The organism is Clostridium sp. HBUAS56010 (assembly GCF_007115105.1).
In the GTDB taxonomy this organism is placed as follows: Bacteria; Bacillota; Clostridia; order Lachnospirales; family Lachnospiraceae; genus Lacrimispora.
Genome location: NZ_SULJ01000025.1, coordinates 1 through 9,496, shown reverse-complemented (window position 1 = coordinate 9,496; position 9,496 = coordinate 1). Strand labels below are relative to the sequence as shown.

21 protein-coding genes are annotated in these 9,496 nt (G+C 33.8%); 20 read left to right on the top strand and 1 reads right to left on the bottom strand.

Features of this window, described 5'->3' with window-relative positions; all coding sequences use genetic code 11:
- Positions 1-349 precede the first annotated feature (349 nt).
- Genes FAY33_RS18560 through FAY33_RS18535 form a run of 6 tightly spaced genes read left to right on the top strand, consistent with a single transcriptional unit; the run spans position 350 to position 3,430 of the window.
- Positions 350-703, top strand: a complete 354-nt coding sequence (locus FAY33_RS18560; RefSeq protein WP_143322854.1) for a hypothetical protein — start codon at positions 350-352, stop codon at positions 701-703.
- 47 nt (positions 704-750) lie between these two features.
- Complete coding sequence (locus FAY33_RS18555) at positions 751-1,077, top strand: hypothetical protein (RefSeq protein WP_143322851.1); 327 nt, start codon at positions 751-753, stop codon at positions 1,075-1,077.
- A gap of 19 nt (positions 1,078-1,096) precedes the next feature.
- Positions 1,097-1,720 (top strand): hypothetical protein, encoded by a 624-nt coding sequence (locus FAY33_RS18550; protein WP_143322849.1) that lies wholly within the window; start codon positions 1,097-1,099, stop codon positions 1,718-1,720.
- Between the two features lie 31 nt (positions 1,721-1,751).
- Positions 1,752-2,900: an ATP-binding protein gene (locus FAY33_RS18545; RefSeq protein ID WP_207706034.1), complete on the top strand. Its 1,149-nt coding sequence runs from the start codon at positions 1,752-1,754 to the stop codon at positions 2,898-2,900.
- Positions 2,901-2,913: 13 nt separating this feature from the next.
- On the top strand, positions 2,914-3,180 hold the full coding sequence (locus FAY33_RS18540) for a hypothetical protein (RefSeq protein WP_143322843.1): 267 nt from the start codon (positions 2,914-2,916) through the stop codon (positions 3,178-3,180).
- A gap of 4 nt (positions 3,181-3,184) precedes the next feature.
- Positions 3,185-3,430, top strand: coding sequence for a hypothetical protein (locus FAY33_RS18535; protein ID WP_143322840.1), 246 nt, complete (start codon positions 3,185-3,187; stop codon positions 3,428-3,430).
- Positions 3,431-3,487: 57 nt separating this feature from the next.
- Here the strand turns inward: FAY33_RS18535 and FAY33_RS19685 are convergent, their stop codons facing one another.
- On the bottom strand, positions 3,488-3,643 hold the full coding sequence (locus tag FAY33_RS19685) for a hypothetical protein (RefSeq protein WP_185967714.1): 156 nt from the start codon (positions 3,641-3,643) through the stop codon (positions 3,488-3,490).
- Positions 3,644-3,798: 155 nt separating this feature from the next.
- On the opposite strand from FAY33_RS19685, the gene FAY33_RS20000 reads away from it, so the two are divergent.
- From FAY33_RS20000 to FAY33_RS18475, 14 genes are all read left to right on the top strand, one after another.
- Positions 3,799-4,875 carry a PcfJ domain-containing protein gene (locus tag FAY33_RS20000; protein WP_243126839.1) on the top strand — a complete coding sequence of 359 codons (1,077 nt, stop codon included), beginning with the start codon at positions 3,799-3,801 and terminating at the stop codon, positions 4,873-4,875.
- Positions 4,872-5,333 (top strand): hypothetical protein, encoded by a 462-nt coding sequence (locus FAY33_RS18525; RefSeq protein WP_143322838.1) that lies wholly within the window; start codon positions 4,872-4,874, stop codon positions 5,331-5,333. Before FAY33_RS20000 ends, FAY33_RS18525 begins: the two co-directional genes overlap by 4 nt.
- A gap of 41 nt (positions 5,334-5,374) precedes the next feature.
- Positions 5,375-5,677, top strand: a complete 303-nt coding sequence (locus FAY33_RS18520; RefSeq protein ID WP_143322836.1) for a hypothetical protein — start codon at positions 5,375-5,377, stop codon at positions 5,675-5,677.
- A 14-nt stretch (positions 5,678-5,691) separates the two neighbouring features.
- Positions 5,692-5,904, top strand: a complete 213-nt coding sequence (locus FAY33_RS18515; RefSeq protein ID WP_143322833.1) for a hypothetical protein — start codon at positions 5,692-5,694, stop codon at positions 5,902-5,904.
- Positions 5,901-6,206 (top strand): hypothetical protein, encoded by a 306-nt coding sequence (locus tag FAY33_RS18510; protein WP_143322831.1) that lies wholly within the window; start codon positions 5,901-5,903, stop codon positions 6,204-6,206. The genes FAY33_RS18515 and FAY33_RS18510 overlap by 4 nt, the downstream gene beginning before the upstream one ends.
- Entirely contained in the window at positions 6,203-6,433 is a 231-nt protein-coding gene (locus FAY33_RS18505) for a hypothetical protein (RefSeq protein WP_143322828.1), read from the top strand. The genes FAY33_RS18510 and FAY33_RS18505 overlap by 4 nt, the downstream gene beginning before the upstream one ends.
- 39 nt (positions 6,434-6,472) lie before the next feature.
- The gene (locus tag FAY33_RS18500; RefSeq protein ID WP_143322825.1) at positions 6,473-6,658 is read left to right on the top strand and encodes a hypothetical protein; all 186 of its coding nucleotides are present in this window, start codon (positions 6,473-6,475) and stop codon (positions 6,656-6,658) included.
- Between the two features lie 100 nt (positions 6,659-6,758).
- Positions 6,759-7,139, top strand: coding sequence for a hypothetical protein (locus FAY33_RS18495; RefSeq protein WP_143322822.1), 381 nt, complete (start codon positions 6,759-6,761; stop codon positions 7,137-7,139).
- A gap of 426 nt (positions 7,140-7,565) precedes the next feature.
- Complete coding sequence (locus tag FAY33_RS18490; RefSeq protein ID WP_143322819.1) at positions 7,566-7,769, top strand: hypothetical protein; 204 nt, start codon at positions 7,566-7,568, stop codon at positions 7,767-7,769.
- A 45-nt stretch (positions 7,770-7,814) separates the two neighbouring features.
- Positions 7,815-7,979, top strand: a complete 165-nt coding sequence (locus FAY33_RS19680) for a hypothetical protein (RefSeq protein WP_185967712.1) — start codon at positions 7,815-7,817, stop codon at positions 7,977-7,979.
- A gap of 20 nt (positions 7,980-7,999) precedes the next feature.
- On the top strand, positions 8,000-8,296 hold the full coding sequence (locus FAY33_RS18485) for a hypothetical protein (RefSeq protein ID WP_143322817.1): 297 nt from the start codon (positions 8,000-8,002) through the stop codon (positions 8,294-8,296).
- 10 nt (positions 8,297-8,306) lie between these two features.
- Positions 8,307-8,609, top strand: coding sequence for a hypothetical protein (locus FAY33_RS18480; protein WP_143322808.1), 303 nt, complete (start codon positions 8,307-8,309; stop codon positions 8,607-8,609).
- Positions 8,609-8,773 (top strand): hypothetical protein, encoded by a 165-nt coding sequence (locus FAY33_RS19675; protein ID WP_185967711.1) that lies wholly within the window; start codon positions 8,609-8,611, stop codon positions 8,771-8,773. Before FAY33_RS18480 ends, FAY33_RS19675 begins: the two co-directional genes overlap by 1 nt.
- A gap of 14 nt (positions 8,774-8,787) precedes the next feature.
- Complete coding sequence (locus tag FAY33_RS18475; protein ID WP_143322806.1) at positions 8,788-9,258, top strand: hypothetical protein; 471 nt, start codon at positions 8,788-8,790, stop codon at positions 9,256-9,258.
- Positions 9,259-9,496: the final 238 nt, after the last annotated feature.

Here is a 9,496-nt window from a genome sequence, read left to right as displayed (position 1 = left end):
GAAGTAAGACATTCCCTGGAATTGCCAAAGCCATGGCGGAGCAGTGGGCAGGTAACAATACATAATTTAAAGCAAATTAAAGTTTGCTAAGAAAAGGAGATGTTGGATATAAAGAAAAGTGTTGTTGATTTTATCAAAGACGTACTTGGATATTGCAATGGTTGCGGTGACTGTAAGTATAGATTCTTTAAATATCCTAAACGGTTTCATATGAGAACCGTGTATGAAGATGAAGAATCAAATTATATAACCTGTTGCAAAGGATATTACGAAAATGTCGTTGAACCATATTGGGATGAAAGATGGGAAGAGTATTATTCTTCCAGATTATAAGGAAAGGGAATTGTAGATGAAGATTGTAAAAGGAAAAGAGCAAGATTATAAAGAATGGTACGAAAATCAAAGTGGTGAATATGGCAAAATGTGCTTTAAATATGCAGAAAAATGGGCAGAGCTACTAGAAACAAAAATTAATGAATCTCAAGAGGAGCCATTGAAAGTCATTATTGAAAATGCAGATGTTACAAGTCATCAGGCGGATACGGAAGGGATTACGGGTTTCATGTATGGCTGTGCAGTAAGTATTCTTTCTCAGTGCTGGGACTATGGAAAACATTTGAAAGCATGGCACAATAAAAAATACGATTATGAAGGTAGAGGCATTGTTAATCCAGCAGTTCTTACATTACGAAATACGGATTAAGTTCACAGGCAAAACAGAGTTTAATTTTAATAATGGAGGAAAAATAAATGAGATATATTTCGGACGAAGATTACAAGAGAATTATGAAGAATAAGGTCGGCATTGACCAGGTACAGATTTTCAGTTCTGAACAGGAATGTTTGGAGCATGAGAATACATTGGCTGCTGAAAGAGCGAAGCAGGAGAAATTACTTGCCGAAAAGAATCGACGTAGTGATGAAGTAAAGAAACTTGGCAGTGATTTCATTGAGTTACATAAAAAATACGTGAACGACTATGGTGAAGAGATTTCTTTTGATAGTGATTTGGAATCATTGGCATCATTATATAGTAGTGTATGGCCATTTTTCTTTAGAACAGGAAGAATAATGTAATTCCAAGGAGGATAATTAAATGAACGACTACTTAAAACAGGATTTAATCAGTAGAATTACAAAATGTTTAAAGGAAGAAAATGAAAGAAACTCACCTGATTCTGACTGGACACCATTGAATGTTCCGTTTATGCTTGCTCCGTTAATGCAAGTCATGGAAAACAATCCACTAAAAGAACTGGAAGATCATTTAAAAGAATGGAGTATTTTCGATGTAAACTACTGCAAAGATGAAGCGGATGGGTATGGAAATGGATTTATTAATATTAGCTTTTATAAGACTCAATCAAATAAAACTTATGCTGATTTCTCTGACATTACATACGTTATAAACTTTAATATTGATGATAGACCATGGGGATATTGCCAGTGTTTACCAACTGATGAGGATTACAGAGAAGATAAACAGTGTTGCGGACATGGTTGTGACTGGTATGCTCCCGGAGTTTCCATCAAAAAGGTAACTAATATCATCAGCCATAATTGGAAAGGTGACGAGCATGATTTCTGGGAATTTGAGGATTCATTCTATAAGGTAAATGAAGATTTGGAAGCTGTTAAACTAGAAAAAGAGCGTGCTGCCAGGAAAAAGTTTTTAGAAGAAAACATTTTGGAAATGCAAAAAGAACTTGCAAATTTGTGACCAAAGAACAGTTTAATGATAAAAGGAGATGATGATAATCAGCAAAGAAAGTTCTGTACTGGATAGGGTTATGACTGGAATAGCCGTATCGGTAGGAAGTGCTGCTCTAACCGGAGCATTTCAGATTTTTAAGTCTATGAAGCTATCAACAATTAACGTCGCAGAGTGGGATAATTCATATAACAAGGTAAATAAACTTGTATACAGTCTCTGTCCTGATAAATATGAGAAGCATAAAGCTCCTACTACAAACAATGACTTCTTTGAATTGGAAGAAGATAGCACCTACATGATAAAACTCGATAAGATGAATTATTTAAAAGTGAATGCTTCCAGGGAAAACAAAGACAAAATTGGATATTCACCACACCGGATAAAATTATCTTTCCTTGGCAAGAACAGGTATGAAAATAGAGTAAAGTTTCTAAAAGATACTCTTAAAATTACAGATAAATCGCATATTAACGTAACATACTTAAATGACTTTGATGTTAGCTGTGATATTATTCCTCATGATTTTGATAACATCGTACTTAATAAAGAGGTTAAAGGCCGTATTGTAGACGGTCTAACAAACTGGAAAAATAGTGAGGAGTGGTATAAGAATCACCAGCTTACGCACAAGATAGGAGTTTTTCTTTATGGGAAACCGGGTACGGGCAAGTCCACGATTGCCAAAGCAATTAGCTGTATGTTTGATAACGCACCGATACTGACCGTAAATCCAGACAGTATCATGAAATCTGTCAATAGCATTATCAAGATGCGTAAGAAATATTGTGGAACAATCGTTGTTCTTATTGAAGATTTTGATATGTATTTCAAGAGTAGAGAAGAACTTGAAGGAATTGAATTAGCCGTAGATCAGAAGAAGCAAAAGGACAATAATCAGAATGCGTTATTCCAGTTATTAGACGGAGTTTATTCTACAAGTAATACTATATATGTGGCAACCACTAATTATAAAGACAGGATTGATTCTGCTTTAATTAGGCATGGGAGATTCGATATACAGGAAGAACTTAATTATTTTGAAAAATCTGAAGCTTTGGAATGTGTAAAACTGTTAGGCTATGATGAAAAGGTTTTGAATAATTTGGGTTTAGAATATCCTGTTCAGCCATCATATTTGCAAAGTAAGGTAATGGAATTCAGATCAAAATTAAGATGCGCCAACTGAAAGGAGAATGATATTGTATAAGATTACAAACGTAACAGATAGAAATGGCAATGTTAAGCACGATGCAATTAAAGAGATTATAGAATTGTGTCCTGATATGACTGGAGAAATTTTATATCCAGAGTTTATGAAACCAGGTAATAGATTTTGTTTCTTGTGGAATGGTGACTCCGGGAGAATGATGAGAACGTCTTTAATTGAGGATATTGAGGAAGATGGAAATGTGTTGCATGTAACTACGATGAATACTGAGTATTGGTTGGAGAAAGTGGAGGCCTGAAATAGTGGAGAATGAAGTTACTGTAGGGTATTTACATAAACTTACTGGACGGCTGATTGATAATGGACGTGAGAATATGATTCTGGCATGTGAAGATGTGGTTATTCATGAAGATGAAATTTCTATGCACTACAGCGAAAATAAATTAGAACTCAGAGGTCATCTCTTTAATTCTCCCATTGTAGAGAGGGTAAATAAGTTTATAGAAACAGTTAATAAAGCCAAAGAAGAATTGTATTTTAAAGACTAAAGCAAAGATATATTTTATGGAGAAGAGAGGCCTTTATCAGCCTCTCTATGGGAAGGGTTATTCGACAACTTCATGAAATTCAATTGCAATATCTTTAATTGTAAAAATTACTGACGTTTCTATTCTTTCAATTGTATCAGGTAGGTATAGCAATTTTTCAAATGACATAAGTGTTATAAAAACAATTATGCAAAACTTGTTAAATTTTATCATATGAATGTCCTCCTTTTAACATAAGATATATGCGGTTATTTTGGTAGGAATTCCATATTTCAAAAAAAATATTCTATATTTAGAAAGGAGTGTTTTTAACGAGAGTATACAAAGAAAAACAGTTTCTTGTTTTTGATTACGAAGATGGGAGAACTGTGAAATATGATTTTGCAACAAAGCAATCTATCGGAATTAAAGGAAAGCCAGTAAAGGATCTAAAGGGGCAACTATCAGGATTTTCATTAGAAGATTTAATCGAGTGTTGTGACGATAAAAACTATGCCAACTTCTTATATTTTGTGGTTAGAAAAGAAGATAATTATATTTCAAATATTGGTACAATTTTAAGCCGAGTTCCAAAGTATTCAATGTATGAACAATATTTTTCGGCTGGAATTACTAATATTGCATCAAGATTATCTTTTAAAATCAATGAAGTTCCGAAGCCACTATTGAAAATATGTAGGCAACATGAAATAAAAATATCGAATGAATTGATCAAGTATTACAAGCACAACCCTGATGCAAATTTAATTGCCTTTAATTTAGATTACATGAGCATTGGGCATCAGGATGTCGCAACTATGCTTACTAGAGAATTCTATTCAATTGATGGAGAATATGTTAGAAGCGATGAGAGGTGCTATCGTTCTTATTACAATTATCTTATTGATGAATATGGGTACACTGCAAAAGCACTTTGTGTATATGTAGATGAACTAACTACCTACGAAGCAATTGATGATGTTGGATTTATTATGAAAGAGCTATATGACTATGCTTTTATGATGAATAAAATAAGTCCTAAATTCGATAAGTATCCAAGACATTTTCTAACCACTCATAAAATCGCCTGTAGGAACTACAACCGGCTTAAAACAGTATTTGAGGAACAGGATTTTAAAAAGATGATTAACAAATCATATGAATGCACCATTGGGAATTATTGTTTTATATATCCAAATAGTACAGAAGAAATCAAGGAAGAGGCTGTAAAGCAGAATAATTGTGTTGCATCATACATACAGAGGGTCATTGATGGTAATTGCCATATTTTGTTTATGAGAAAAAAGAATGAGCAAGAAGAAAGTCTTGTGACAATTGAAGTTAGGAATAACCGCATTGTTCAGGCAAAGAGAAGATTTAACGACCCAGTGTCTGCAGAAGAACAGTCAATTATTAATAAATGGAACGAAAATTTTTCAACCGTAGAAAAGGAGAGAGTAGCATGATTATTGAAGGAAGTAAGATTGAATTGGTAAAAGAAATGGGACCTTTCACGAACGTGGGCGAAGTGTGTGAAGTTGTAAAAGTAACGGAATATGGAGTGATTTCATTTAAGTTTGGAAACGGGTTACACCTTGGTTGCATGTCGTATACAGAATACGAGACTTATTTTAAACCTTATGGTGAACAAGTGAATACTATTAGGGAATGGAGTGAGTGGAGCCAGTGTGAAATTACATATATTGATAAAGATAGCGACATTTGTGATACTCTGATTGAAGCACGAGAAAATGGAAAGAAATATCAGGTAAAAACAGTAGATTTTCCTGTTGTATTAAGAGCAGAGGCAATCTGTTCTCCAGATGATGAATTTAACTATACAGATGGATATAATTTAGCGGTAGCAAGATTGAGAACGAAAATAGCAGCATGGGAATCAAAGAATCTAGCGGATTCAATGTAATTACCATAAAACAGTGCTTTAATTAAGAGAGGAAAATGAATATGGAAATCATAAAAGTTGATGATTATAGAAAGTTTGCAGAGAACTTAAAGAAGAAAACGGACTGCGACGTAAGTATAAAAATAATGGGAAAGAATCATTTTCACTATCAGTTGGAAACAGATGGAATTTCCCTTGGTATCTTATGCTTAGATAAAGGGGAGGCTTCTTTTGCTCCATTCGTAACGTTTGAACAGGCAAAAGACGATCAATACATAAACGTACAGTATATGCCACTATTTGACGATTTTACTAAAGTTCTTTCAGTTTTTAAGGAAATGTTTGTAGTAGAAGAGGTTGTATAATTTAAGGAGGACGTATGAATAAAGATGATGAATTAAAATTAGAGGCTACGATCAAAGAAAATATGGAGAAGGTCAGATTTGAAGGTCTGACTGCTGGGGCTAAGGGGATTGCCGGTGCTGTATTGGAAATTTGCAACGATAAGAGTATCAAGAATGATATGGTCAGGATCAATAAGATTAGAGATTTTTGTGCTATCGGACTTGGATTGAAGAAAGGAGAAAAATGATGGATATTTTAAACTTAGAAAGAGGTAAGGGTAAAACTACATATTTAATAATGAAATCACACATGACACAGATTCCAATTTTAACTGCCACGATTGGCAGCAAGGATTATGTTAAAATAGAAGCTGAAAGAATGGGTTTGGATATTCCAGAACCTTTAACTGTAAAAGATTTAACTGGAGATAATGCAAGAGGTAGAATCAAACCATATCGCTTATTAGTTGATGAGATGCCGGCAGTTTTACAAACGGTTTTGGGAGTTACTATTGATACGGCAACTATGACTGAAAGGGATTTAGTATGAATTTAGTTGAATGTTACATTGAGAATGTATTATCCGTCGTGGATAAAACTCCTGAGTTTGTTACATATATGCAAACAGATGGAGGGTATCCGGATTTTGTCCCAGGTGAACCATATTTAGAGGTATTATGTAATGTGAACTGTTATGGAAGCAAGACAACGGAAACTCATTTATGGAAAAAATCTGATTATGAAAAATATCTTGAACAAGGATATTATTTGGCTTAGTTGCGAGCAAACCATTCTTTGATAGTGAAAGGAGATTAAATGAGCAGCTTTAAAGATGAAAAGTTAAAAGAGATTCACTCTATTATAAAGGAATTATACTCAGATATGTGCTGCGTGACTATCTGTGTTAATGCAGATGAGATGACAATTGATTGTGGAGACAGAATTATCACAGGTGATTACACAATGAGAAAGATTAACGGAGAATGGTGTGAGAAGTTATAACCAAATATCAAATTTCTTGAAAACTATTTTATACCATTGTTGATACATTGTTATTGACATGATATACTGAAGAAAAAGAATGTTTTTAAAGGGGAGAGATATGAGAAAAATTGCATTGTTTTGTTTTATTTTATGTGCAACTATTTTAGTAGGTTGTAAAAATCAATCGTCAGCTTCAGTTTTATCCAGTACCACATATTCGTTTACCATTACCAAGTCTGCCGAAAATGAATCAAGTAAGGAGACCGGTAGCATAAAATCGACTGAGGAAACTCTATCAAGTTCCAAAAAAATGGAGATATTTACTTATGTTACTAGCAGAGTTGATTTGATATTGGACACTAAAATGTCAGATGAAAAAAAAGAAGCAAAGGCAGAGGAAATCTGGTTAGAGGCAGAAGAAAAGTATAATTTAACTGAAATAGAACTTGCTATGATAGTTGGAGATACTGACTTAATTAAAGAATACTACAAAAAATAAAAGGTGATTTATTTTATAGTCTAGTAATATTTATAATTACTAGACTCTTCACAAGCAAAGTGTAGTTTGCTATACACCAAAAGTTTTTAAAAAGATTTTATAAACTCTATTGACACACTCGCATAGGAGTGTTATTATTAGACTTGTAATAAAGGATTATATAAACCAATGAAAGGAGATAGGAAAATGAAAAGTGGTAAGAAAACAGAGTTCGCAAAATTCAAACGTATCATGAGTAAGGTAAAAAATAACAGGCCGGAGGTAACGGCTACTGGTAAAGTTCAGTGGGGAAAGAGCAAGTAGGAGATACATATGAAGTTTAATTTGTTTGATGAGTTAAAACTTGAATTTGACTGGAAAGCGGTAGCGGCAATATCGGCAGCATTTGTACTAATTAATTTGTGGAGTTAGGAGGGAGAAAGCATAATGGGAATTGTTTGTATTTTACTTGGAGTTGCCCTAGAGGTTGTTAAAGCAAATGACTGGTTTGCAGTTCCGGCAGTTGTAGAATATGTGATATTTGGTTTGGGAGCATTCCTTATTCTACTTAATATCATTAATTGGTTTGGCATGAGGAAAATTTCAAATAGAATTACTGATACATCAAAAAGAATCTCAAAGAGATTTTAACAGAATTGTGATTTTATTCTAATGCAGAGAGTGTGGTGAATGTAAGTGAACGATGAGTTTTTAAAAGCTTTGGCGTGTTTTGGCTGTGAATACAAAGAAGAGTGTTTAGACGATTGGGAATCCGGACACGAACAGTGTGATAGTATGCTCGATAATGCGAAAGAATTTGCTAAAGATTGTGGATCATGGACAGATAATAAAAATGAATGAGCATAGATAGGAGGCGAAACATGTACGAAGAAATGGAAGAAGAGTATCAGCAGTTTTTACATGATATAGAAGAAGCTGAAAATGCCTTAGTATTTGCAAGATACATGGACGAAGATGACTACGAAGACAATTATGGAAATAATAAGATCTGTGAATATCAAGAGAAGTTTGCTGAAAAGGTTGAGGATTGGCTGAGAGAGTATAAGCCTGGAAAATACATAGTAAGTCGTGGTTGGTACATTGGCGTTATGACTCCTGATGCTGCCAGGAAGCGTAAGATATCTGAAAGTAGTATTGAAGATATGATTGTGAGATAGGAGAACAAAAATGAATATAAGCAAAGCAAAATATAATATGTTGAACACAATGACAAATGACTTTATGAATTTTGAAGAAGTGATTAATAACATTGGTGTAGAAACGAGATTTGGAGCAGGTGGCGATAATATTAGGCCATGGCAGGATATTCTAAATGACGTGGTGACTGTTATTAATAAGAATCCATCTATTTTAGAAGATTCATTATGTAAAGATTTTACAGCCGGAGATGAAGTAGAAGAATTTTTAAGTCATTACAATCTAAGTGGAATTACAAGAGTGAAGTCAGAGTATGAGATAGGAGGTGTTTAATGGCATTTTTAAAAGCACTCACAATTAGCATGGCAATATCTGCTGTTTGGCATGCTTACGAGTGGAAACAGTTTAAAGAATTACAATGGAATCGTCAATGTGACAATATAGTTTGGATATTGTACTTTGGAGTTTTGTGGTATTTATTTGCACATCAAGTTTAATGAAAAGGAGATTTATGATTAGATATTGTATTGATAAATGGGCTGCCAACAAGATTGAATTGGAAGCAGCCATTAAAAGAGATAAGGAGATTAACTCTTGTAACTACAGTTACCTAGTAAAGTTGGTGGTAAAATACATTCTTAATCTAGGAGTAGATACAGAATATGAAAGATGGGACGAAGAAAAAATAACAACCATTGATAACGGAGACTATCAAGGAACACAGCTGTTCTTAATTCCAAAGAAAACTTATCAGCCAGGAGCAAATGAGTATCTACTTACTTATCAGTATTATGGCTCCTGTAGTGGTTGTGACTCTTTGCAGGCAATTCAAGATTGGAGCGAAGATATCCCGACGGATGAGCGGGTAAAAGATTACATGACACTTTGTAAGGATATTATTTGCAATATGATTAGACCTTACAACTCGTTGTATAACAATGATGAAGATGATAAATTTTCTATAATTAAGTGTGAGATTTAAGTCGTATGCGTCAAATAACCAGTCGACCAAATCTATAGAAGCAAGGAGAGTTTGTTAAGGATTACATAAATAAGAATATCAATATTCGGATATGGTATTTCTATACCTTATTATTTTTGCACCTTTTTATCGGAAAATTCAAAATCGTTTCGGAATTTCCGAGAAAATGCAACTTTTATTTAGATTTCATATAGAGCAAATTTCATGTTATCGCCGGTAAAAAACGGTGTTTACATAG

Bases quoted from the DNA above. Each gene is read 5' to 3' on its own strand.
- FAY33_RS18560 (WP_143322854.1), top strand. From the start codon at position 350: ATGAAGATTGTAAAAGGAAAAGAGCAAGATTATAAAGAATGGTACGAA.
- FAY33_RS18555 (WP_143322851.1), top strand. From the start codon at position 751: ATGAGATATATTTCGGACGAAGATTACAAGAGAATTATGAAGAATAAG.
- FAY33_RS18550 (WP_143322849.1), top strand. From the start codon at position 1,097: ATGAACGACTACTTAAAACAGGATTTAATCAGTAGAATTACAAAATGT.
- FAY33_RS18545 (WP_207706034.1), top strand. From the start codon at position 1,752: ATGATAATCAGCAAAGAAAGTTCTGTACTGGATAGGGTTATGACTGGA.
- FAY33_RS19685 (WP_185967714.1), bottom strand. From the start codon at position 3,643: ATGATAAAATTTAACAAGTTTTGCATAATTGTTTTTATAACACTTATG.
- FAY33_RS18525 (WP_143322838.1), top strand. From the start codon at position 4,872: ATGATTATTGAAGGAAGTAAGATTGAATTGGTAAAAGAAATGGGACCT.
- FAY33_RS18520 (WP_143322836.1), top strand. From the start codon at position 5,375: ATGGAAATCATAAAAGTTGATGATTATAGAAAGTTTGCAGAGAACTTA.
- FAY33_RS18515 (WP_143322833.1), top strand. From the start codon at position 5,692: ATGAATAAAGATGATGAATTAAAATTAGAGGCTACGATCAAAGAAAAT.
- FAY33_RS18510 (WP_143322831.1), top strand. From the start codon at position 5,901: ATGATGGATATTTTAAACTTAGAAAGAGGTAAGGGTAAAACTACATAT.
- FAY33_RS18505 (WP_143322828.1), top strand. From the start codon at position 6,203: ATGAATTTAGTTGAATGTTACATTGAGAATGTATTATCCGTCGTGGAT.
- FAY33_RS18500 (WP_143322825.1), top strand. From the start codon at position 6,473: ATGAGCAGCTTTAAAGATGAAAAGTTAAAAGAGATTCACTCTATTATA.
- FAY33_RS18495 (WP_143322822.1), top strand. From the start codon at position 6,759: ATGAGAAAAATTGCATTGTTTTGTTTTATTTTATGTGCAACTATTTTA.
- FAY33_RS18490 (WP_143322819.1), top strand. From the start codon at position 7,566: ATGGGAATTGTTTGTATTTTACTTGGAGTTGCCCTAGAGGTTGTTAAA.
- FAY33_RS18485 (WP_143322817.1), top strand. From the start codon at position 8,000: ATGTACGAAGAAATGGAAGAAGAGTATCAGCAGTTTTTACATGATATA.
- FAY33_RS18480 (WP_143322808.1), top strand. From the start codon at position 8,307: ATGAATATAAGCAAAGCAAAATATAATATGTTGAACACAATGACAAAT.
- FAY33_RS19675 (WP_185967711.1), top strand. From the start codon at position 8,609: ATGGCATTTTTAAAAGCACTCACAATTAGCATGGCAATATCTGCTGTT.
- FAY33_RS18475 (WP_143322806.1), top strand. From the start codon at position 8,788: ATGATTAGATATTGTATTGATAAATGGGCTGCCAACAAGATTGAATTG.